25 protein-coding genes and 1 tRNA gene are annotated in these 23,297 nt (G+C 46.4%); 17 read left to right on the forward strand and 9 right to left on the reverse strand.

Translation table 11 applies throughout. The annotated features are described in order from the left end of the window. The first annotated feature begins 153 nt into the window (after positions 1-153). The 4 genes from LN737_RS04950 to LN737_RS04965 all read left to right on the forward strand — a co-directional run bounded on the left by LN737_RS04950 (position 154) and on the right by LN737_RS04965 (position 3,385). Entirely contained in the window at positions 154-1,224 is a 1,071-nt protein-coding gene (locus LN737_RS04950; RefSeq protein WP_405516735.1) for a mannose-1-phosphate guanylyltransferase, read from the forward strand. A gap of 146 nt (positions 1,225-1,370) precedes the next feature. Further along, positions 1,371-1,907, forward strand: a complete 537-nt coding sequence (locus LN737_RS04955; RefSeq protein ID WP_405516737.1) for a hypothetical protein — start codon at positions 1,371-1,373, stop codon at positions 1,905-1,907. 100 nt (positions 1,908-2,007) lie between these two features. Further along, positions 2,008-2,850, forward strand: a complete 843-nt coding sequence (locus tag LN737_RS04960; RefSeq protein WP_405516738.1) for a serine hydrolase — start codon at positions 2,008-2,010, stop codon at positions 2,848-2,850. Between the two features lie 7 nt (positions 2,851-2,857). Next, complete coding sequence (locus tag LN737_RS04965; RefSeq protein WP_405516740.1) at positions 2,858-3,385, forward strand: DNA topology modulation protein; 528 nt, start codon at positions 2,858-2,860, stop codon at positions 3,383-3,385. Between the two features lie 77 nt (positions 3,386-3,462). Here LN737_RS04965 and thiL read toward each other — a convergent pair whose 3' ends face one another. Together thiL and LN737_RS04975 are read right to left on the reverse strand one after the other, a co-directional pair. After that, positions 3,463-4,491 carry a thiamine-phosphate kinase gene (gene thiL, locus LN737_RS04970; RefSeq protein ID WP_405516741.1) on the reverse strand — a complete coding sequence of 343 codons (1,029 nt, stop codon included), beginning with the start codon at positions 4,489-4,491 and terminating at the stop codon, positions 3,463-3,465. 152 nt (positions 4,492-4,643) lie between these two features. After that, positions 4,644-5,090, reverse strand: coding sequence for a hypothetical protein (locus LN737_RS04975; protein WP_405516743.1), 447 nt, complete (start codon positions 5,088-5,090; stop codon positions 4,644-4,646). Positions 5,091-5,197: 107 nt separating this feature from the next. Here LN737_RS04975 and LN737_RS04980 point away from each other — a divergent pair, with 107 nt between their 5' ends. The 3 genes from LN737_RS04980 (at position 5,198) to LN737_RS04990 (ending at position 7,531) form a co-directional block, all read left to right on the forward strand. Continuing rightward, positions 5,198-5,446 (forward strand): cytochrome b5 domain-containing protein, encoded by a 249-nt coding sequence (locus LN737_RS04980; protein ID WP_405516745.1) that lies wholly within the window; start codon positions 5,198-5,200, stop codon positions 5,444-5,446. 42 nt (positions 5,447-5,488) lie between these two features. Beyond that, complete coding sequence (locus tag LN737_RS04985; protein WP_405516747.1) at positions 5,489-6,337, forward strand: N-acetylglucosamine kinase; 849 nt, start codon at positions 5,489-5,491, stop codon at positions 6,335-6,337. 123 nt (positions 6,338-6,460) lie between these two features. After that, positions 6,461-7,531, forward strand: coding sequence for a ferredoxin--NADP reductase (locus LN737_RS04990; protein WP_405516749.1), 1,071 nt, complete (start codon positions 6,461-6,463; stop codon positions 7,529-7,531). Between the two features lie 41 nt (positions 7,532-7,572). Here LN737_RS04990 and LN737_RS04995 read toward each other — a convergent pair whose 3' ends face one another. Next, positions 7,573-9,780 (reverse strand): M56 family metallopeptidase, encoded by a 2,208-nt coding sequence (locus tag LN737_RS04995; protein ID WP_405516751.1) that lies wholly within the window; start codon positions 9,778-9,780, stop codon positions 7,573-7,575. A 49-nt stretch (positions 9,781-9,829) separates the two neighbouring features. Next, positions 9,830-10,195 (reverse strand): BlaI/MecI/CopY family transcriptional regulator, encoded by a 366-nt coding sequence (locus tag LN737_RS05000; protein WP_405516753.1) that lies wholly within the window; start codon positions 10,193-10,195, stop codon positions 9,830-9,832. A gap of 201 nt (positions 10,196-10,396) precedes the next feature. Here LN737_RS05000 and LN737_RS05005 point away from each other — a divergent pair, with 201 nt between their 5' ends. The 9 genes from LN737_RS05005 (at position 10,397) to LN737_RS05045 (ending at position 19,280) form a co-directional block, all read left to right on the forward strand. Continuing rightward, positions 10,397-12,130, forward strand: a complete 1,734-nt coding sequence (locus LN737_RS05005) for a M3 family oligoendopeptidase (RefSeq protein ID WP_405516755.1) — start codon at positions 10,397-10,399, stop codon at positions 12,128-12,130. Between the two features lie 110 nt (positions 12,131-12,240). Continuing rightward, on the forward strand, positions 12,241-12,519 hold the full coding sequence (locus LN737_RS05010) for a hypothetical protein (RefSeq protein WP_405516757.1): 279 nt from the start codon (positions 12,241-12,243) through the stop codon (positions 12,517-12,519). Between the two features lie 220 nt (positions 12,520-12,739). Then, the gene (locus LN737_RS05015; protein WP_405516758.1) at positions 12,740-13,813 is read left to right on the forward strand and encodes an NAD-dependent epimerase/dehydratase family protein; all 1,074 of its coding nucleotides are present in this window, start codon (positions 12,740-12,742) and stop codon (positions 13,811-13,813) included. An 88-nt stretch (positions 13,814-13,901) separates the two neighbouring features. Beyond that, positions 13,902-15,542 carry a hypothetical protein gene (locus LN737_RS05020; protein WP_405516759.1) on the forward strand — a complete coding sequence of 547 codons (1,641 nt, stop codon included), beginning with the start codon at positions 13,902-13,904 and terminating at the stop codon, positions 15,540-15,542. A 15-nt stretch (positions 15,543-15,557) separates the two neighbouring features. Continuing rightward, positions 15,558-16,505: a hypothetical protein gene (locus LN737_RS05025; RefSeq protein WP_405516761.1), complete on the forward strand. Its 948-nt coding sequence runs from the start codon at positions 15,558-15,560 to the stop codon at positions 16,503-16,505. Between the two features lie 72 nt (positions 16,506-16,577). Beyond that, positions 16,578-17,018: a hypothetical protein gene (locus LN737_RS05030; RefSeq protein ID WP_405516763.1), complete on the forward strand. Its 441-nt coding sequence runs from the start codon at positions 16,578-16,580 to the stop codon at positions 17,016-17,018. Positions 17,019-17,029: 11 nt separating this feature from the next. Beyond that, positions 17,030-17,401: a hypothetical protein gene (locus tag LN737_RS05035; RefSeq protein ID WP_405516765.1), complete on the forward strand. Its 372-nt coding sequence runs from the start codon at positions 17,030-17,032 to the stop codon at positions 17,399-17,401. Between the two features lie 109 nt (positions 17,402-17,510). Then, positions 17,511-18,467: a glycosyltransferase family 2 protein gene (locus tag LN737_RS05040; RefSeq protein WP_405516767.1), complete on the forward strand. Its 957-nt coding sequence runs from the start codon at positions 17,511-17,513 to the stop codon at positions 18,465-18,467. 42 nt (positions 18,468-18,509) lie between these two features. Continuing rightward, a complete protein-coding gene (locus tag LN737_RS05045) occupies positions 18,510-19,280 on the forward strand; it encodes a glycosyltransferase family 2 protein (protein ID WP_405516769.1) in 771 nt (256 codons plus the stop codon). Between the two features lie 24 nt (positions 19,281-19,304). Here the strand turns inward: LN737_RS05045 and LN737_RS05050 are convergent, their stop codons facing one another. After that, positions 19,305-19,748 carry a hypothetical protein gene (locus tag LN737_RS05050; RefSeq protein ID WP_405516771.1) on the reverse strand — a complete coding sequence of 148 codons (444 nt, stop codon included), beginning with the start codon at positions 19,746-19,748 and terminating at the stop codon, positions 19,305-19,307. A gap of 53 nt (positions 19,749-19,801) precedes the next feature. On the opposite strand from LN737_RS05050, the gene LN737_RS05055 reads away from it, so the two are divergent. Then, on the forward strand, positions 19,802-20,770 hold the full coding sequence (locus LN737_RS05055) for a YheT family hydrolase (RefSeq protein ID WP_405516773.1): 969 nt from the start codon (positions 19,802-19,804) through the stop codon (positions 20,768-20,770). A 31-nt stretch (positions 20,771-20,801) separates the two neighbouring features. Here the strand turns inward: LN737_RS05055 and LN737_RS05060 are convergent, their stop codons facing one another. The 4 genes from LN737_RS05060 to LN737_RS05075 all read right to left on the reverse strand — a co-directional run bounded on the left by LN737_RS05060 (position 20,802) and on the right by LN737_RS05075 (position 23,249). Then, positions 20,802-21,680: a MerR family transcriptional regulator gene (locus LN737_RS05060; RefSeq protein WP_405516775.1), complete on the reverse strand. Its 879-nt coding sequence runs from the start codon at positions 21,678-21,680 to the stop codon at positions 20,802-20,804. 285 nt (positions 21,681-21,965) lie between these two features. Next, positions 21,966-22,041 (reverse strand) — tRNA-His (locus LN737_RS05065). 102 nt (positions 22,042-22,143) lie between these two features. Then, entirely contained in the window at positions 22,144-22,758 is a 615-nt protein-coding gene (locus LN737_RS05070) for a superoxide dismutase (protein ID WP_405516776.1), read from the reverse strand. A gap of 56 nt (positions 22,759-22,814) precedes the next feature. Next, positions 22,815-23,249, reverse strand: a complete 435-nt coding sequence (locus tag LN737_RS05075) for a nucleoside deaminase (RefSeq protein WP_405516778.1) — start codon at positions 23,247-23,249, stop codon at positions 22,815-22,817. Positions 23,250-23,297: the final 48 nt, after the last annotated feature.

The following is a 23,297-nucleotide window of genomic DNA, read 5'->3' on the forward strand; positions in this document are numbered from 1 at the left end:
GGCTAGAACCTAGTGAATCGCATCTTATTTTTGTCGGTCTCTATAATGTTCATCTTATAATGTTTATAAATTTGACAAAATGTAAATTATAGTTAAACAATTTTATAATCTAGTTTAATACATACAACTTTGTTGTATCATTCCCTATCGTCAATGAATCATACATACGTCGTTATTATGGCGGGGGGCGTCGGAACACGGTTCTGGCCTTTCAGTCGAACAAGTTACCCCAAGCAATTTCATGATGTACTCGGCATGGGCCGAACGCTGCTTCAACAAACAGCCGACCGTTTCGACGGTATTTGCCCTTCCGAAAATATTTTCATCGTCACGAGTGCCCTGTACAAAGACCTGTGTCAGCAACAGCTTCCGCAGTTGTCAGATGATCAGGTACTTTGTGAGCCAATCGCGCGTAATACAGCACCCTGTATTGCCTACGCCTGCTATAAAATTGCCCAGAATGACCCCGAAGCCAACATTATTGTTGCCCCGGCCGACCATATTATTCTGAAAGAAGAAGAATTCAAACGGACAATTCAAACGGCTCTGGATGCTACTAGCGGGCAGGATATTCTGGTAACGCTTGGTATTCAGCCCAGCCGTCCTGACACGGGTTATGGCTATATCCAGTACATTCCGGAATCGGGCAGCCAGGTGAAGAAGGTAAAAACTTTCACAGAAAAACCGCATCTGGAACTGGCACAGCAGTTTGTAGACAGTGGCGAATTTGTTTGGAATGCAGGTATTTTCGTCTGGAATGCCCAGGCGATTATCAAGGCATTTGAAGCGCATCTGCCTGACGTAGCCGAAATTTTTGCGGAGGGTACCGGGGTGTATTATACCGATCAGGAAGCCGCTTTCATTGACAAAGCCTACTCGCTCACAAAGAGTATTTCCATCGACAATGGCGTAATGGAGAAGGCTAATAATGTGTACGTTGTACTAAGCGATTTTGGCTGGTCGGATCTGGGTACGTGGAAATCACTCTATGAAGTCTCGGATAAGAACGAAGATTTTAACGTAATTGACGGCCATATTATGCTCTACGATACGAAAAACTGCATCATCAAAACGCCAAAAGACAGGCTTGTGGTGGTCAACGGACTGGATGGCTATATCGTAGCGGAGTATGACAACGTGTTGATGATCTGCCGCAAGGAAGAAGAACAAAAAGTAAAGAGCTTCGTTGCCGACGCAAAAGAGCGGGGGGCAGAGTTCGTGTAGATAAACTACGGCTCAGGCAACTACGTATTATCTCATCCCGGAAGCTCAGAAAGGCTTTCGGGATGTTGATTTTAAGAGAGAGCCGGACAAAAGCAATGGTGATAGGAACCTGTTCGTTAATTTTACGAACTGCTGCTACTTGATTTGTGAAAAAGACGCTACTTTATCTATCTATTACGCTACTGCTTGCCGGTCTGTTTTGGGCCTGTAAAGACACAAATTCCGGCTTTTCGCCCGGCGAGACCGACGCTCGTATTACCGGTACGTGGCGGCTTTATGAACGCCATTACCCAAAAGATTCGATATTTTTTGTTTATTCCTTTATAAAGGATTCGGTTCTGAACAAAGATTCGGTTTACGTACCAAAAATCGATACAATCCGGACCAGTCGGGATACCAGCTTTTATACAACCCAACGATACACGGGGGCTCAAGCGCAAACCCTTACGTTCGATGCGAGCGGTACGTTAACAGGCAATGGTACCGAGATGACCTATTACGCGCCGATCAAATACTACAGCATTGATAAAACCTACCCTGATAGCTTGTTCATCAAATTTTTTATCAATACAAACCGGGCGAACGTACCATTTCAGCAGGGGCTGGAATTTCGGCAGGATACGCTGGTTCTGAAGCCTCTGTGCAGCCAGCCGTGCTATTCAAAACTGCTGCGGGTCCGCTAATTTTATTGGTTGATTAACTAACTACCTACAGAATGATGCTGAAAAAGAAAGCATTGGTAATTGCGCTGTTGACGGGGGTGCTCTGCTGACTGAGTGGCCGGTGTATGGTCAGTCTACACTTACGCTGGATCAGCTGAAGCAGAAAATTGCAGGAGAGTTAAGCAAACAGACCGGCGATTTTGCCGTTGCTTTCAAGGATTTGACTACGGGTAAGGAGCTGTTTATTCATGAACGCGAGGAGTTTCATGCGGCCAGTACCATGAAAACACCCGTTATGATTGAGGTGTACAAGCAGGTAGCTCAGCATAAGATGTCGCTCTCGGATTCAATTTCCATCACAACAGAGTTTAAAAGTATTGTTGACGGTAGCCCCTATCAGTTACGTGCCACCGACGACAGCGATACGACGATTTATAAATCTGTCGGAACGAAGCGCACGCTGGCATCTTTAGTGTATGATATGATTATCTGGAGCAGCAACCTGGCAACAAATCTGGTGATTGAACGGGTAGGTGGGCCAAACGTAACACAAACCATGCGTGAACTGGGTGCAAAAGATATTCAGGTACGGCGAGGGGTAGAAGATAGCAAAGCGTTTGCCAAGGGCCTGAACAATACGACCACAGCTTATGATCTGATGGTGATTTTTGATAAGATCGGTACGGGAAAGGCTGTTAGTCCGGAAGCATCAAAGGCAATGATTGCCACCCTGCTCGATCAAAAATTTAATGATGCCATACCGGCTAAATTACCTAAATCGGTGAAGGTTGCCCATAAAACAGGCTCTATCAAAGGCGTTCGTCATGATTCGGGCCTTGTTATTCTACCCGACGGCCGTAAGTACGTTCTGGTGCTTTTGTCAAAGGGTATTCAGGACGATGCTGCCACCTGCTCAATGATGGCGACTGTATCGGAATGGATTTATCAGTACCAAATTCAGTAAGCAGCCCATGAAAAAGGTGGCTATTGTTGGCTGTGGTGGCGCTGGAAAATCGACACTGGCACGGCAACTTGGCCATATTCTAGATCTCCCGGTTATTCACCTGGATGCCGAATTCTGGCAGCCCGGCTGGAAAATGGTTTCAAAAGAAGAAGAACTACGGCTTATACAAAAAATAATCAGCCAGCAAACGTGGATCATCGACGGCAACTACAGCTCAACCATGAATCTGCGGTTGGCTGACGCCGACACAATCATTTTCCTGGATTTTTCGACCCTGTTGTGCCTGTGGCGTGTTCTGAAAAGACGGATCAAATACTGGGGCAAAAGTCGGCCCGATATGAATCCGGGTTGTCTGGAAAAAATAGACTGGAGCTTCTTTTGGTGGATTCTTACCTTCAGGGCCATTCAGCGCCCACGGGTACTGCAAAGTATCGACATTTATGCCGCTGGACGTAACGTATTGATTTTTGAACGTCCCCGTCAGGTCGAGCAGTTTTTAGAAACGCTAGCCCCGCCCACCCGCCAATTTAACTGACGCGTATTACGTTGCGGGTGTTAGCAGAGATGCCATATATGTTGAAGAAAGGCCACCTCTGCCAACACTGGAAATTCCTATTTATCCAATTGCGCCCAGCCTTGTGCTCGAAGGGGCGTCTGCTGCCCTGCTTTGGTAGCCAGCACTACCTGCGATGGGTCATTCGTCAGGTAGCCAATGGCCGTAATCCGAGCATTCGTTGACAGCTTCTCAAATGCCTGCGGACGTACCGTAAATAAAAGTTCGTAATCTTCGCCCCCGTTTAACGCGGCTGTCATCGGGCTGATTTTAAACTCGTCAGCGGCCAGATAAGCCTGATCGTCGATCGGTACATTCTCATCGAAAATTATCGCGCCCGTACCCGACTGTCGGCAAAGATGCAGTAACTCAGAAGCCAGGCCATCCGATACGTCGATCATGGCTGTAGGCCGAATACCTAGGTCGCGAAGCTCATGAACAATGTCGGTGCGGGCATCTGGCCTGAGCTGGCGCTGAACCAGATAAGCTCGCTCTTCCGAAATACTAGGCTGCATGTTGGGATCGGCCAGAAAAACCTGCTTTTCCCGCTCTAGTAATTGCAAGCCGAGGTAGGCCGATCCCAGATCGCCCGTGACGCAAACAACGTCGTTGGGCTGCGCAGTGTTGCGATACGTAATAAGATCCTTGGTAACCTTTCCCAACACGGAAACTGAAATGATCAAGCCTGAGCGGGAAGCTGTTGTATCACCACCAACCAAGTCAATGTTGTAGGCTTTGCAGGCAGCATGAATCCCCTCATATAATTCATCAATCGCTTCTACCGGAAACCGGCTGCTGAGCGCAATGCCCACGGTTAATTGCAGGGGAAGGCCATTCATGGCTGCAATGTCGGAAACGCCGAACGTAACGGCTTTATAACCCAGATGCTTGAGTGGTACGTAGGTCAGGTCAAAATGAATACCTTCAACCAGCATATCCGTTGCCAGTAACCCATAATCATTTCCCCAGTCGAACACAGCCGCATCATCGCCGATGCCACGTATCGTTTCGGGATGAACAGGTGTTGGTGTAGCCTGCCGGATTCGGTCGATCAGGCCTATTTCGCCCAGCGTATTAAGATCAGTCATAGTTTAATGAATAATGAGCCATGCGTAACGGATAAGTCAGGAGGTAAATTGCTGGCAAATGCTATCAACCAGTATTTATCCATTACTCATTAAAAAAGCCGCTCCGATTGTTATACGGAACGGCTTCATCAGGTAATAAGTTTGCAAGCCGTCTATGGACTTGTCAGCGTATAAACGTTTGTCGTGTTACCCGTTTTAACGCTGGTGGTTGTTCGGGTAATTTTCAGGTTATTCGCGTCAATGGAATTGATGGTAAATTCGATGGTACCATTCGTACCCGTCAATTGCGGATTCATGTCCGTAATCGACAACCGTGTATCTGATGGTAATGAATATTTGCCTGTTGATTGGACTCCGTCGTAATCCGTGTATTTGGCCGTCGGCGCGGAACTAAGATCGAGTGAAAATTTAGTATAATCGCGGATATTGCCCGTAGCCCCTTTGGTATAAACGGTTACGTTATTTTCTTCCACTTTACTGGCCGTCCAGACTTTGGCGATAAGTTCCGAAACAGGCGGTGTTGACTCCTTTTTGCAACCCGCTAACAATCCGACAAAAACAATTGCCGAAAATAAAACACTGACCGAAGTCTTTCTCATTAGTAAACGATGCATATAAACTGAAGTGGCTAAAGTTACGCTAATTTTGTGGTCACTCGCAAAATTGATACCTAATTATTCATCTGTTTGACTTAACGGAATAAAGCATGTCTGCCCATTCAGAGTTGATTAATGGATACACTCGCTCGCAACTGGCCTTACGTAATGGGCAGGATCGAGACGAAATCTGGTGCGCTTATGCAGGCATCATTTACGACGTATCGACCTCGCGTCTCTGGCGTAATGGTACCCACTACGAACACTGGGCCGGGCAGGATCTTACTGATGAACTGCCCGATGCTCCCCATACCGAGAGCGTATTTAAACGGTTTCCGGTGGTTGGAAAATTAGTTTGATGTGTTTCAAATGGTCAACTGGATACCGTACCCTTTTCTCTCATGCTTCTTATTGCCGATAGTGGCTCTACAAAAACCGACTGGCGGTTTATTGATGCCAACGACCAGGTTCATGTAATACAAACGGATGGATTCAATCCGTATTATCAGACCGTCGATCAGATGGTTACAACCTTACAACGTCAGTTGATCCCGAACCTGATGGACGTACCGATAACGGAGGTATTTTATTACGGAACCGGCTGTACGGGCCCGTCTGTAAATCATATTGTAGCCAATGCCTTACAAACGGTTCTGCCTGCTTTACAGACCGTAGACGTAAACAGTGATATGCTTGGTGCCGCCCGTGCAGCAGCCGGTCAGGCTCCGGGTATCGTATGTATTCTGGGAACAGGATCGAATGCCTGTTATTATGATGGGAATCAAATCGTTCGTGGTATTCAGTCGCTAGGTTTCTGGCTCGGTGACGAAGGCAGTGGAGGCTATTTAGGGAAAACGCTGGTTCGTGATTTTTTTCAGGAGCGACTGCCCAACGATCTGCGTGAAGCATTTCAGAAGCGTTATGCCCTTGATCGCCCAACATTGCTGGAAAACGCTTACCAAAAGCCGTTTCCGAACCGTTATTTCGCGTCGTTCACACCATTTCTAGCTGATCATATTGAGAATCCATACGTAGCGCAGCTGCTGACAGACGCCTTCAAGCTCTTTTTAACTACGTATGTAAAGCGATTTCCGGAAGCAGGTCAGAGTCCAGTTCATTTTGTAGGGTCAATTGCGTATCATTTTGCTATTCAGTTGCGGGAGGCTGTCAAACAAACAGATTTAACAATGGGTCTTATTGTAAGAGCACCGGCAGAACGGCTGGTCGAGTATCACAAAAGGGTTGTGTGACGTACCTTTGTAGCTGATTAAGCAGTTATTAGTTTATAGGTCCAGGTTTCGCGCTTCAGTACTTACAGGTACATCCGAAAACGGAGATGTGAAATCCGGGCTCTAACAACCTGAAATGGACGAATGGCAAATAGATATTTTTTAAAAGTAAAAGACGTTGTTCGGGAAACGTCCGACGCCGTAACAATAAGTTTCTGGCACCCCATTAATGAGGAAGTCCGCTATCAGCCCGGTCAGTTCCTGACATTTCTGCTGAACGTCAACGGGCAGAAAATACGCCGGTCTTATTCAATGGCATCATCTCCGCATGTTGATGTCTCTCTGTCGGTTTCGGTAAAGCGCGTACCGGGCGGCATAGCTTCCAATTACCTCTGCGACCGAATTAAGTCTGGTGATGTTCTGGAAACGCTGGAACCGATGGGTACGTTTGTCCCTAAACTTGATCCGCACAGTCGACGAACAATTGTGCTGATTGGTGCTGGGAGTGGGATTACCCCCCTGTTTTCCATAGCGAAATCAGCCCTGCACGTAGAGCCAAACAGTCGTATCTGGCTGATTTATGGCAACCGCAACCAGGAGTCGATCATATACAAGGCCCATCTTGACGCTATGGAGCAGGCTTATGGTCGTTCGCGGTTTCAGACAACGCATGTATTAAGTCAGCCGTCGTATGGATGGACGGGTGGTGAAGGCCGTCTGAATCAACACCTATTGACACGGCTTTTAGAGCAGTTACCCGTTGCTGAACGTCAGAACGCAAATTTCTACCTCTGCGGACCCGATGGTATGATGGCTGAGGCTCGTTCGGCCCTGTCGCTGGTAGGAGTGCCGTCGGAACGGGTTCATAAAGAAAGTTTTGCGCACGCACCCGTAACGGCTGGCGACGTAGTTGAAGAACCGCTTACAGCAGGCGACAGTGGCTCTCCCGAAGTAACGGTTTTATACGAAGGAAGTGAGTATAAGTTTGCCGTAGCTCCGCATCAGACAATTCTGGAAGCTGCTCTGGATCTAGATATTGACTTGCCTTACTCTTGTCAGGCTGGTATGTGTACCGCCTGTATGGGCCGATGCATATCCGGCAAAGTAAAACTGGATGAGGAAGATGGCTTGTCGGAATCGGAGCTAAAAGCGGGCTACGTATTGACCTGCGTAGCGCACCCAGTCGGAACCGATGTTGTGATTGAAATCGAATAAATAATGGGCCGGATGTAGTGTCCGGCCCATTATTGAACTTCTTATGGACGTGCTTGTTTTGGCGGTTTGGGTGCCAAAACCGGTTTTACCGCTGGGGGAGTCGCAATTTTTGCCCGGGGAGCGGCAACCGGAGGAGCCGGGGCCAAATGTGGTATTGCCGGTGCCGCAACCGAAGCTGGACGTGGAGGCATCGGCGCCCTGGCTGGCCGGACAGAACGTAGCGAACGCAGGCTGCGGAGAGAATTATCCACATTTACATTTACATTCGAATCGGATAAATCGGGCATCATATGAGCCAGACCATCGTCATATTTGGTGATTTGCTCCGATAGATTCTGCATTTGCTCATTCAGTTGCTCCGCTTCGCGCTCCAATTTTTCCATAGGTAATTTGGCTTCCTCCTGTTTTGCGTTCAGGCTTTCAAATTGCGAATTCAGCTCTTCCATTGAACCTTCAAGTTTCTTGATTTCAGGCTGAATCGCGTTCAACTGTTTTTCGACCTCATCCATATTTAGCTTTTGTTTACCATCGCCCTGTAATAGCCGTTGGTGCTTTTCAATCAAAGCGTTACGTTGCTGCATCAATTTGTCCTTACGCCAGTTCAGCACCTCCACACTACGCTGTAGCTCGTCAATCGGAAACTGCATTTTTTCCATCTGGAGGTGGATGTTCTGAATCTGGCGTGACCGCTGTTCCATCAGGCGGCTCAGGCTATCTACCAGGCGCTGTTGGTTAGCCCGTTGTTTTTCCAATGAATCGGTTGAAAACTGGAGAGCGTTCGGTATCGAAGCAAAGGCGTCTTTAAGCAGGGTATTATAATCTACTTTAGCCAGCCCTTCAACGGTTCCGTCGGGACTGATTGGTATGTTATTCAGCGACGATGCGACAATGTTGCTATAATCAATATGAGATAACCCGTCGACGAGCGTATTCATGCCATCCTGAAACGAATGATTGGTTTCGATCAGTGTCAGCAGAATGTCACGATCAGCCTGAGGCACTGCGTCGAGGGCGAGCGTACCGGCCATTACCCGGTCAAGCTGTCGTTGTAAACGAGTTACGCGAGTGGCCGAAAGCTTATGGCCATTCCAGATAATGTAATCAACCTTTTTGTTATCGGTAATACCGAATTCGGTACCATTCCCTGCTTTGTGCCGCCGGGTTGAATGAGCCGGATGGGGCTGACCCGCAGGTGACTTTGGCCTATCCTGTTTTTGCATAGCATAGACCGAAACGCTCATCAATAGAATGGTTGCCAGTGTTAAGCCAGCCAGACTGTGGTTCGACACAAGAGGGCGTGTTGGTACGCCCAATACCCGCCGAACCCGGTGTAATAAATGCTGTTGTTTCGATGCAAATGCCATAGCCAGTGCAGGGGTTTGATTAAGTTGTATTAACCGCAATTCTTCGATATGCGCCAGCGCCTGTGCCAGTGTGCGACCGTCTCCACCACAAACGTCTACGGCCAGATCATCACAGCAGTGTTCGCGTTCTTCCCGCACACGAGCCGATAGCCACCATAAAGCCGGATGAAAGAAATAAAGCACTTCAATGACTGACTGAAGCAGATTGACCGCATAATCCTGACGTTTGATGTGGGCCAGTTCATGAGCCAGAACGGATTCAATTTCGCTGGTTGTCAGGTGGGTAGTCAGACCGATAGGCAGGAGTAGAATAGGCTTGACGATCCCGACAACCATTGGCACAGCAATTCGGGCAGACTCACGAACCCGGATAACGGCTTTGATGGCCAATGCCAGCCGAAGCTTTTCGGTCAGGTGCGTCCAGATTACCGTATTGGGCTGAATAGCCGTCTGGCTTAATCGCTGCAAATAGAGCCAGCCGCCCGCCAGCCGTAGGCCAAAAACACAAACACCGATCAAATAGACCAGTACGAACTGACTCAGGTGGGTTTCCAGGAATTGCTGCAGTTGCTGATGCCAGGGCAATGTTTGCGCTACCGTTTGCCAGCGAATGTGAAAAGCCTGGTTAGTGGCTAAGGCTGAAGTCATCTGTACTGAATGACTGGCGGGTTTGTAATACCAAACGAACGTAGCGGCTGATAACAGAAGTTGAGTCATAAGTGTCAGAACACTCACACGATAACGGAGCATACTGGATCGGTTACGTAACAGGTGCAATGCTAACGCGACCGGTAACACCAGCAAAAAGCCCTGCCAGACGGCATGAAGCAAGGTCCAGCCGAGGGCATCTACAACTGGGTTTGTCAGAAAATGAAAAGCATTCATGAATTATAGGAAGTCTTTAGTTATAACAAAATCAGGCCAATCGATTGGATCAATTCCGGTCGAGATTATTCAGGAGCGCTTTGATTTCATCAAGCTCCTCGCGCGATGCTTTGTGCTGCCCTAAAACCTGCATCACCAATTTCGATGCTGAGCCACGAAAGGCTGTTTCCACAAAGCGGTCAACTAAGTTTCGCTGCGTATCTTCCTCGCTGACGGCCGCCGTATAGGTGTGCGAACGGGCATCCTCTTCGCGGGAAAGCAAGCCTTTTTCGTACATAATCTGCATCAACTTTAAGGCAGTCGTATACCCAATATCACGACTTTGGCTTAACACTTCATGTACCTGACGTACCGTGCTTGGGCCATTTGCCCAGAGGACATGCAGGATTTCCAATTCAGAATCAGTTGGCTTCATCGCTTATCTACGAAATATTTCGTAGCAAACATATACGAACATTTTCGTAGATGCAAATCTGTGAACAAAAAAGTTTTCTAACGACTTATCTATTTATGCGAGCTGTCCTCTTTTCAGAGCATTCAGCAAGCATCTATTCTTATTTTTGCACAGTCAATTCAGTCGCTTGACCATAGCCCACTTGGCTTTACGTTTTTATTGATGACTACGAACGAAACCTTAAATCTGCCAGTACGTCCGGCGCGTCCGTTTATCGGCGAAACAATTGAGTTGCAAAGCTGGGATGATGTTAAACCACTTTATGATGAACTTCGGGATCGACCCATTCACGACGCCAGCGATCTTCGGCGGTGGCTGCTCGACCGCAGTGAACTGGAATCGTACCTGTCCGAAAACTTTGCCTGGCGGTACATCCGTATGACCTGCGACACAGCCAATGAAGAACTGGTCAACCAGCTGAATTTTTTTATTGCCGAAATCCAGCCGCCTATGACGGCTTACGGTAACGACCTCGACCTTAAAGCGATCCATAGCCCTTACCTAAGTCAATTGACTGATCAGGGATTCGACGTAATGGTTCGTGGCATGAAAAAAGCCATCGAAATTTTCCGGGACGAAAACATTCCGCTCCAGACCGAACTGCAAACCGAAGAACGTAAATACGGTGCCATTGCCGGAGCCATGACGGTTATTATCAATGGCCGTGAAATAACCTTGCCCGAAGCAAGTGATTTTTTGCAGTCTACCGACCGTAACGTACGCGAAGAGGCCTGGCGAAAAATCTGGGAGCGTCGGTATAAAGACCATGAAGCCCTCGACCAGTTATTTGATCGGTTACGCACGCTACGTCACCAGATTGCCACCAATGCTGGTTTTGCCAATTTTCGGGACTACTCCTTTGCCGCCCTCGGTCGGTTCGATTACACTCCACAGGATTGCTTTAATTTTCATGAATCCGTAGCCGAAGCCGTGGTTCCTCTCCTGAACGAATTAGCCGAAGATCGCAAACAAAAGCTGGCAGTTGATCCACTACGTCCGTGGGATGCTAAAGTTGACGTTGAGGGACGGGCCCCATTAAAACCCTTTGCCAGCGGTAAGGAATTGATCGAAAAAGCCATTCTCTGCTTCGACCGTCTCGACAAGGAATTGGGCGATGATTTACGGATTATGCGGGCCATGGGCCACCTTGATCTGGAGTCGCGCAAAGGAAAAGCACCCGGTGGCTACAATTACCCCCTTGAGGAAATTGGCGTGCCATTTATTTTCATGAACGCTACGTCGAGTCTGCGGGATTTGGTTACGATGGTGCACGAAGGGGGCCATGCCGTTCACTCATTTCTAACCCGTGATCTGTCGCTGAAAGCCTTCCGGAATCCGCCGATGGAAGTGGCTGAGTTAGCCTCCATGAGTATGGAACTTTTGTCAATGGATCATTGGGATATTTTCTTTGAAGACCCAGATGAGTTACGTAGAGCTAAGCTACAGCACTTGGAGTCTATCATTGAGACGTTGCCCTGGGTTGCTACAATTGATAAATTTCAGCACTGGATTTATGAAAATCCAACCCATACCGACGCTGACCGGCGAGAAAACTGGTTACGGATTTATTCGCAATTTGCTGATTCCGTAACGAATTGGGACGGATTCGCTTTTTATAAGGAATACATCTGGCAGCGGCAGTTGCATTTATACGAAGTACCATTTTACTACATCGAATATGGCATTGCTCAGTTGGGTGCGATTGGCGTATGGCGTAATTACCGACGTGACCCGAAAGCAGGGCTGGAGGGTTACAAAAAAGCATTGAGTCTGGGTTACAAAGCGCCGATACGTGAAATCTATGCCGCGGCCAACGTACCGTTCGATTTTTCGCTTGACTACATACGGGAATTGATAAATTTTGTCTGGGAAGAGATAAAAACAATCAATCAGTAGGCGGTTGTTAGTGAGCATTCGTGTCAGAAGATGAAAAAAACTGTCGGCTAACTACAATCGACTAACGACTCTTTCTTATTTTTGTCGAATCAATTCGCAATCAAGTAGCTATGAAACGCGTACTAAATATAAGTTTGTTGGCTGTAGCGGTGTTATCGCTGGCGTCCTGCGATTACCAAAAGTATAATACAGTTCGGCAAACCGATTACCGTGCCGATGATTACCGGGCTGATTACCGTGCTGGTGATGCAGAAGTATATGGAACGGGTAAAGACTGTGTAGCTGTACAGACAAAATACAAATACACCCCAAATCCAGAGCTGGACGCTAAAGCCGAAGATATTCGCAAGAAATTATTTGCACCGGGTAACAAAACGCAAAGCCTGTAAACGTAATCTAGCGATAAATACAATAGCGATGAGTTGGCCGTTAGATGCTGACTCATCGCTATTGTATTTATAACCTTTTGATAAAAAGGCTTGTGGGTTTTTGGGAGCTTGGCCTGAAAAGCATCGCAATTGTAAATTTTTGCGTTACTTTGTCTAATTGAATCGTCTGTAAAAAAGTATTTTTTTTGTACATAAAGCTTCATTACGCACGTATAAAGATATGAAAATTGCATTAATCACGGGTTCGGCTGGCTTGATTGGTAGTGAAGCAGTTGCCTTTTTCTCCGATAAGTTTGATCTGGTTGTTGGTATCGATAACAACATGCGCCAATATTTTTTTGGTGCTGATGGGTCAACAGAATGGAATCGCAACCGCCTGGCTGACGCATACAAAAATTACCAGCATCGCCCGGCCGACATTCGTGAAGTAAGTCAACTGGAGCCCATCTTCCAGGAATACGGCTCTGATATTAAGTTAGTACTGCATACGGCTGCCCAACCCAGCCACGACTGGGCTGCCCGCGAGCCGTTCACTGATTTTGGTGTAAACGCCGTTGGTACGCTGAATATGCTTGAAATGACCCGGCTACATGCTCCCGAAGCCGTGTTTATCTTTACATCTACCAATAAAGTATATGGTGATAATCCCAATTTCCTGCCGCTGATCGAGACTGAAACGCGCTGGGAAATTGACCAGAACCACCCGTATTTCGAGAATGGTATTGACGAGTTCATGAGCCTCGACCATACCAAGCACTCGGTATTTGGCGCTTCGAAAGTAGCTGCTGATATTATGGTGCAGGAGTACGGTCGTTATTTCGGAATGAACACAGGCGTATTCCGGGGCGGATGTCTGACGGGCCCAAACCACTCAGGAGCACAGTTACATGGTTTTCTATCGTATCTGATGAAGTGTGCTATAACCGGTAATCAGTACACTATTTTTGGTTATAAGGGCAAACAGGTTCGGGACAACATCCACAGCTGGGATCTGGTGAATATGTTCTGGCATTTCTATCAGAATCCTCGTCCGGGCGAAGTGTATAACGCGGGTGGTGGCCGTTACGCCAACTGCTCAATGCTCGAAGCAATTGCCCTTTGTGAAGAAATTTCAGGCAACAAAATGAACTACCAGTATTCAGATACGAACCGTAGTGGAGACCATATCTGGTACATTTCTGACCTGACGAAGTTTAAGCAACACTATCCGGGCTGGGACTGGACATTCGATCTGAAAGAGACAATGACTCAGATTCACGATAGTATGGCTGCTCGGTTGTTAATTCAGAAATAATTCTGGGCCTTTTTTATAGAATTTTGTCGCACAGCAGGCTATAGCCAATGGCGAATTCTATAGAAAAGGCCAATTTTTTAAAGTAACGATGAATTTGTTTGAATCTCCCCTTTCCTGGGAATTGGCAGGCTGGCTCGCTTTTCTGATTTTGGGAGGTTTTTTTATTAAGAGTGATTATCAGGGAAAGGTATCACGCAAAGAGCAGTTGGGTTTGTTGTGTTCGCTGCTTGGCTTGCTTTTTCTAAAGCGACTTCTGGTTCTCTTTATCAACCGGGAATTAAACCCTGACGAAAGTCAACTGCTTTCTCAGGCTATCACCTTACGGCATCATCCTGTTTACTGGAAATCAGTAGATGGGGCCACCATGGGTCCATTAAGTTGCTATTACGTAGCGCTTCCGGGGTATTTCGGCATCCCACTTAATTACATGGTATTACGTTGGGTCTCGTTCCTGTGTATGGGCGTTAGCTTAATCAGCGGCTATTTTACCCTAGAGAACTTTTTCAGCGCGCGAGTCGCCCGGCTGGCTTTACTTCCTGCTGTCGCTTTTCTGGCGTTCACTACAAATTGGGACTTCCTTCATGCTACAAATGAGCAGCTTTCACTGGCTCTAATCGGTCTGGCTTTGTGGCAATATTCCCGATTATGGCATCAGAACTATTTCGATTCTGCCCCAGGCTTATTTTGCCTAAGCTTTTTGTGTAGCTTGGTGCCGTTTGCCAAGTTGCAGGGGACGCCAACAGTGCTGGTCATTGTAGCAACTGCTCTTTTGGGCTTGGTACAACAGTATCCAAAAATGCCCCGGTTATTGTTCTGGCGGTCGTTAAGTGGTTTAATACTTGGCGGACTGGCCTTTCCGTTATTGGTAGTCCTGTTTACGCTCGCATTTGGTGTGTTCGATGACTTTATTCATTTTTATATAGTCGGAAATTTCGCTTACAGCGCTGGCGCTGGATTCTGGTATTATTTAGGTCAGTTCCCGGCGTTTGTGGGTCGAACAACTGATTTTCTGGTTTATCTGCTGCCAACATTTGCGCTGGTGGCGAGTTGGGCACTCCTCTCCCGTAAGTTTGACGGAACAAAGAATCTTTTGCTGTTCATTCTCGCTTTACTGGCCGCTAGTGGTTACGCCATTATTAAACCGGGCAACGAGTTTACTCACTATTTACTTTATCTGGTGCTGCCAATTAGTTTGCTGAATGGGTGGCTGCTGACTAGTTTCCGGGCACCTGTCTATACCGTTTTTTGGGTAACTTTTGTCATTGCATCCATTGCCATAAACGGATTGTATCAAGCAAACTCATCGGCAAACAATCCAGTGTTGGCTTATCAGGACGCCAGTCGACGGCAATTTTATATATCGCCTGCTTCCCAAAAAGTGCTCGAACTGGCCAGGCGTGGAGAAGATTTAGTGGTGTGGGGCTGGGCTCCTCAATACAACGTTGAAACGCAAATGCCGCAGGGGGTTTGCGATAACCATGTTATTCGACTGGTTATGGGGAACGATCGGCAGACTCATCGGGCCCGTTACATGCGTAACATTATAGCATCACGCCCACCCGTGTTTCTGGATGCTGTGGGGCCAAATTCAACCTGGCTGAACGATCGGGTGAAATATGGTTATGAAACATTTCCAGAACTTAAAAACTTCATAAATACCTACTACCGTTTCGTAGGCGAGATTGACAATACGCGCGTTTTTGCCCGGCTGGACCGTTATAAGAACTAATTTTTATCAGTACGTATGTGGACGAAAAAAGGACTAATTTATAAACCCGATGGCTCAAAACCCTTCAGCCGTACGCATGCACAGGTACCATTCGGGTATCCGATGGGCGATAAATTGAGGGTATATTTCTCTACCCGTGACGAACAGATTTCTTCTGCCGTTACTTTTGTTGAACTGAACCCCAACAACCTGTCGGACGTAACGTACATCCATGACAAGCCCTGCCTGAGTAAAGGTGCAGTAGGCATGTTTGATGAAACAGGTACAATGCCATCCTGGTTCTTACCCGTTGGAGACGAAATCTGGCTTTATTATACGGGTTGGAATAAAAGCGAAACAGCTAGCTACCGGCTGGGTATTGGTCTGGCTATCAGTCGCGATGGCGGATTAACGTTCGAACGTAAGTACACTGGACCTTTAATGGATCGATCCATCTACGACCAGGTTTGGGTGGCTCAGCCCTGCGTAATTCGGGAAGAACAGCCGGATGGTACAATACTGTGGCGAATGTGGTATCTGTCCTGTACAAAAATTGAAGTGATCAATGGGCATCCTGAACCGTTCTACGACGTTAAATACGCCGAATCGAAGGATGGCATCAAGTGGGAACGTACCGGGCACGTCTGTGTAGGGTACGACGAATTTACGGATGCCATTGGCCGACCGACGGTTTATAAAGATGGTGATTTGTACAAAATGTATTTTTCATACCGGAATGCAACCAACTACCGGACCGACGTAAAACGTAGCTATCGCATCGGATACGCTGAATCGAAAGACGGCCTTTCCTGGGACAGGAAAGACGAACTGGCCGGGATTGAACGTTCTGAAGAAGGCTGGGATTCGTTGATGATGGACTACTGCCATATCTTCCCTTTTCAGAATCAACGGGTTATGTTCTATAATGGAAATGGGTTTGGGGCTTCTGGATTTGGTTACGCCACGCAGCCAATCGCTGACTAAAATCATGCCTATAGAGTTTGCATTTTAGCTGGATAGCCTCCTAATTTGTACTAAATCAGTACGTGAAATACGATGAAAGAAGTAGCAAAATACCTGATAAAAGTTGACGCTCAATTCAAAGACGGTCAGATTGTTCCTGAGATTCCGTATGAAGAAGTAATGAAGCTGGTCAACGAGCCTAATATCGTTATTATTAAAACGGGTATTCCTGAAAGTACGCTTCGCAGCGTTATTGATGCGACGCGTGCCTGGGCGGAAAAAACGCCCCTTGCCGAAGCACCGGATACATTCGATAATAACCAGCATAAACAGCGGCTGCATATTGCGAAAATTCAGAAAGCGCCACAGTTATTCCACGATCATACTTTCGACGCTATTCTGGACCTTGAGGAACCCACCAAACAAACGTTGCTAAGCGTTTTTGATCCGCTACGTCAGTTTTGGAATAATCTGACGGGAATAATGAAGCGTATGGTATCCGAAAAGGGCAGCCGTATTTCCACCCGCAGGTAACGCATTATCCGTTGGGAGGAAGCTTTTTTGGCCGTCACTGGCACCCGCTTAATCCGCAGAAAGTTGGGACAATCCTGGCTTTAAATCAGTACGGAAAAGATTATACATCCGGTGGTACGGGTTACGTTATCAACGACCACATTATTGAAACGGAAGGCTTTCAGGATATGGGCGACATAATTCTGTTCCGTTATGACTTGCCTCACTGGGTTAGCCCATCCAGTTTTGCTGATCGCTTCAGTTGGGAAGATCCGGCCGGCCGATGGGTTGCCATTCTGCCCTACTACGATCCTTGGGGAGCGCCTGCCGATAAAGACGAGCCGCAGGGCTGGAAAACGCACATTCAGTCGGCTAAAAACGTGCCTTCTACGGCAACCGTTTAGTCTCAGAAACCCAATACATCCTTTTGGTTTTATATCTTTGTATTACTAACCAAAAAACCCGGTCTCTGCGCCCGATATGTTGGGTTAAGGCCGGGTTTATTTTTCGTGTATGATTAAAGTCAGTGTTCTGATTATCACCTACAATCAGCACAAATTTATTCGCAAAGCCATCGACAGTGCGCTTGCACAAAAAACGACCTTTCCGATTGAAATTCTTGTAGGCGATGATTTTTCGAAGGACGGTACGCGGGAGATTATTCAGGAGTATGAACAACAGCATCCTGGATTGGTAATAGGTGTATTGCATCCCCGAAATATGGGTAAGAATGGCGGAATCAATTTCCTGGAGACATTGAAACTTGCCAAAGGAGAGTATTACGCCCTGATGGATGGCGATGATTATTGGACGGATCCGCTCAAACTTCAGAAACAGGCTGATTTTTTGGACGCTCATCCTGATTATTCTACGGTGTTCAATAATGCGCTCATTACGTATGAAGATGGCGCGCCCTCGCATCTGCTCAATGGTCCGGATACGAAGCCGTTTTATACAGTTGACGATCTGATCGGAGAGAACGAAATCTGGTTCATGGCTACATCAAGTACGATGTACCGGAACAACATTAAAGAATATCCAACTTGGTTTCGGGAATCATCCAGCGGGGATATTCCACGGTTGATATTAAAGGCAAAACTCGGTAAAATAGGGTATATACCCGATGTAATGTCGGTATATCGGAAAAACCGGGCTGGTGCCAGTTTTCATGATAACGAGCGCGATGAAGTATTTTTGCGGAATCGAATTCGAATGTACAGCGACATAAACCGCGAACTTGATTACCGATATGATACCGTTCTACGTCGGAATATTGCACGGTATTACCGAATGATGCTCGATGCTAAACAGTACGAGGGTAGTTATTTTCGGCGTGCCCGTTTAGCACTAAAATATCTTCATATGGGCAAACCGGGCTGGGCGAAAACAAAAGATATAATCCGGGATTACATTTTACCTCCTCCGCTGTCAAAGTTGTATAGTACGATAAGGCTGTTACCACATCGATGAAGCAGCATTACGTTGAATAGTAAATTATAATGAATTGTACCCATGAAGTTAAGTGTAGTCATACCGGCATATAACGAGGAGGAATCGCTTCCGCTAACCTTGCGAAAGCTTTACCAAACGTTGGCCAAGCACGGTATTCCTCATGAAATATGCGTGACCAACGATAATTCAAAGGATAATACGTTGGGTGTGCTTGAGAAACTGGCTGCCACTGAGATTCCAACCTTGGTTTATTACACAAACCCAGGCCCTAACGGCTTTGGTTATGCGGTACGTTATGGACTCGAACGGTTTTCAGGCGATTGCGCAGCCGTATTTATGGCCGATTTATCAGATGATCCAGAAGATCTGGTGAAGTTCTATAATAAGATGCTCGAAACGGATGTTGATGCTATTTTTGGCTCGCGTTGGGGTAAAGAGGGTAAAGTAGTTGATTACCCAGCTCTGAAAAAATTCATTAATCGTATCGCCAATTTCATAGTACGTATCCTCATGGGCATCAGGTATAACGATACGACGAATGCCTTCAAATTATATAAGCGGGAAACGATCGAGGGTATAAAGCCGTTTTTGTCCCCTCATTTCAACCTGACGGTCGAATTGCCTCTTAAGACCATTGTTCGCGGCTACAGTTACGCAGTTGTTCCTAATAGCTGGACTAACCGGAAATACGGGCATTCGAAATTGAAAATTAAAGAAATGGGTAGTCGGTATTTTTTCATTCTCATGTACTGCCTGATCGAAAAATATTTCTCGCAGGGAGACTTTCGTAAAAAAACAGCTTCGCCCGTTGAGCAGACGGTAAGTCGATAAAGTTGTTTGCCAAACTTGGCTAAATCACCCAAATACGCCTTTAAGGCCAGGGATCTGGTAAATGGCAAGCGTTTGAACGATCGACCAAAGCACGGCGCTTATCAACATGTAAAATAGGAGTAAGCCCCTCTTAACCCCAAAGGAGATAGCTATAGCTGTGCCGCCGATCGGCGTTAAAATAAGGGGCGTTAGAAATGCAATGCCTGCCAGGCCAGCCCGCTTCCAGATACGTACAGCCAGCCGGGTTCGTCTGGTGAATCGTTTGGTTGGTCGTGGGCGATACCGATGCAGTAACGCCTGAAGAGCTACACCGGCGTATGTGATCACTATCACACTCAGCATCATACCCAGGGTTGTACAGATAGCTGTTTCAGCCCAGCTCAAGCCGAGGGCGGCTCCGGAAAGAGGTCCACCGATAAATTTGATTGTGCTGGCAATGACAACCGATATGTATTTAGCAACGGACATAGTGATAGGGTATCCTGGAACAACGATGGAAATGGATTCGTTGTTTGGTTTATATGCCGCTGCTCCCGTCTAGATACCCCGGTCCACCTATTTATCAATACAATGGTCATCTGCAAACCATTGTGCCAAGCCTCACCCGTAACGTTTCCGGTGTAAATTATGAGCGGGAGCGTTTGACTCTTTCCGACGGCGATTTTGTCGATCTGGACTGGATTGTCAATAAGCATAACCGGTTAGTAGTCGTAACGCACGGTCTGGAAGGAGATAGCAAACGGCAATACATCCGGGGAACGGCCAGATTATTTGCCCAGCATAATTATGACGTACTAGCCTGGAATTGCCGATCCTGTAGCGGTGAAATGAATCATGCGTTTCGGCTCTACAATCATGGTGAAATAGGCGATCTGGGCGAGGTGATTTACCATGCTTTAACCACCAGATCTTACCAGGAGGTTGTTTTGGTCGGTTATAGTATGGGTGGAAACATTACGTTGAAATACCTTGGCAGTCATGGTAATCAACTGCCTGATGTTATTAGAGCAGGGATAGCCATTTCATCACCGGTTGATCTGGCAGCCAGCGCCATTTTACTCGATCAGCCATCGAATCGATTTTATCGGAATCGATTCATGAAAAAATTGGTCGTCAAGTTGAAACAGAAAGCGGATCGTTTTCCGGGTCGATTGGATATGAGCAAATTACGGGAAGTAAGACAATGGCGTGATTTTGATGAGTTTTTCTCGGCACCTGTAAATAGCTACCGTAACGCTGAAGATTTTTATACGCAGGCTTCGGCTATCAACTTCATGGCTGACATTAATGTACCTACTTTATTGTTGAATGCGCAGAATGATCCGCTTTTATCTCCCGAATGTTCACCGGTGTGGTTAGCCGAAAAACATCAATATATTTTTCTGGAAACACCCAAAAAAGGCGGTCATGTTGGCTTTCAAATTGCCAGGGATTTACACACATACGCCGAACGAAGAGCCCTTGAATTTGTTCAGCGAGTCATTGTATAAACTCAAATCTGGCCTGTTCCGATCCGTGAGACTAGTTGCCGATAATACGTAGCAGATCCGTAATCTGGTTAATAACTGAAGCATTTTCGGGTATGTCTATGTCCTGCCCAACTACCTGGAAACCAGTTAACAACAGTTGCGAAGCGGGAAAAGATTTAGCCATTCGATTTACGAAAGGCTGCACTTCATGATTGGCTGGCACAGAAGTGAACGAAGTAAAAATGTAATCGGGCTGCTTGGTTTTATAAATAAACACCAGATCGTCGAAAGGCAAGCTCTGGCCCAAATAAATTACCCGATTACCACGGGCGCGAATAATATAATTGGCAAAAAGCAGACTGAGTTCGTGAAATTCCCCTTCGGGTAAAAACAATAAAAATGTTTTGCTGCCTGAAATCAGCTCTGCATCGAGTCCATCGATAGCAGCAATAAGCTTTTGACGAATCAGACTGGTAATAAAATGCTCCTGCGCTGATCCAATCGAGCCGGTTACCCAAAGCACACCAATACGGCTTAAAAACGGATAAATGATATTTATCATCGTATTTTCAAACCCGAATTGTTGCACGCTGACATTGATAATCTGCCTAAAGCGGTCTTCTTCAAGATCAATCATTGAGAGCGTAAGTCCCTGAATCTGATCGGGGTAATTAAGCGGCTTGGTTGATATTTTGAGGACCTCCTGTGCCATGTCTTCCATGGTTAACTTCGAAATTTCCGAAATCTTATAGCCATGATCTTTCAACAATGAAATATTCAGGACGAGCTTGAGATCTTCACCATCATACGTGCGAATATTCGTGTCTGTACGTTTAGGCGAAATAATATTATAACGCTGCTCCCAAATTCGCAATGTGTGGGCTTTTATACCTGAAAGCTGCTCTAAATCTTTAATGGAGTAACTATTCATAGAGAATAATTGCTGCAGATGGCTGCTGCTTAAAAATAAACAGCAATGGGTTGATGATATAATTTGATAGATAAGCTTACGAAACCAAAAGAACGACTGCTAATAGATTTCATAAAAAAATCGACACAATAATAACGAGCTTAAACGTATTTTGTTTAATGTTTTAGATAAAAAGATCAACAAAAATACGGGTCGGCAGTGGGGGTTTGAAGAAGGATGATTCGAAATTATAAATGTTAGCCAAGCAAAAACGAAAAAAGCCCTGAAAATCAGGGCTTTTACTTTGGGTGAAAGACGGGGCTCGAACCCGCGACCTTCGGAACCACAATCCGACGCTCTAACCGACTGAGCTACAATCACCATTTAGGATTGCAAAGATAAGGCTGAATGATGAATTATGAATGATGAATGACAATTTTTTTGCGAAATGAGCCATTTATCATTCATAATTCATCATCTTCTTTTACGCTTGTTTGCCCTGCTGATACCGTTTTTCGGCGGCACTCCAGTCAACTACGTTAAAAAAAGCTGCGATGTATTCTGGACGACGGTTCTGGTACTTTAAATAGTACGCATGCTCCCACACATCCAGACCAATAATCGGAAAACCTTTTACTTCGGCTATATCCATTAACGGGTTATCCTGATTGGGTGTTGATGTAATGGCTAGCTCACCTTCGGGAGTGACAATCAACCAGGCCCAGCCTGATCCAAAGCGTGTAGTGGCTGCTTTAGTAAATTCTTCTTTAAACGTATCGTACGACCCAAATTTCTGATTAATTGCATCGGCTAACGCCCCTGTTGGCTGACCACCGCCACTGCCAGAGATAGTGTTCCAGAATAATGTATGATTATAATGCCCACCTCCATTATTGCGAACAGCAACAGGTGCCTGACTTACGGTGGCCAACAGATCTTCAATGGATTTATTCTCCATATCTGTGCCAGCAATAGCATTATTCAGGTTTGTCACGTAAGCATTGTGGTGCTTTCCGTGGTGAATTTCCATTGTCTGTTTGTCAATATTTGGTTCAAGCGCATCGCTCGGGTAGGGAAGAGGGTCTAATACAAAAGCCATTTTATTATTTGTTAGAATGGATGATTATTCGGTTGAATTAACACGGCGACATTAAATTATGTTCTTAACCGCTTGAAAAACTTCGCTAACAGTAACTGGCTATCGTCTGCCAGAATGCCTGTCTCAAGCCGTGTTTTGGGGTGCAATAACGACGATTCAACTCGGCTATAACCGCGTTTGGGATCGCTGGCACCAATAACCAGCCTCCCGAGTTGTGCCCAGAAAAGTGCACCAGCACACATGACGCAGGGCTCCAGAGTAACGTAAAGCGTGCAGTCAGTCAGGTATTTGCTTCCGAGGTATTGTGTAGCCGCCGTAATGGCCATCAGTTCAGCATGTGCCGTTACGTCGTTGAGCTGTTCCGTCTGATTTCGTGCCTTCGCGATAATTCGGTTCCGACATACAACTACTGCTCCAACGGGTATTTCGCCATTGTCGCCCGCTTCTTCGGCCAAACCAAGCGCAATTTCCATAAAGTATTCGTCGGACATAAGGCAGTGGGGATGTTCTTTAGTCGTCAGCCAATAGGGAACTACTTT

This window comes from Spirosoma sp. KNUC1025 (assembly GCF_045160025.1).
Lineage (GTDB): Bacteria > Bacteroidota > Bacteroidia > Cytophagales > Spirosomataceae > Spirosoma.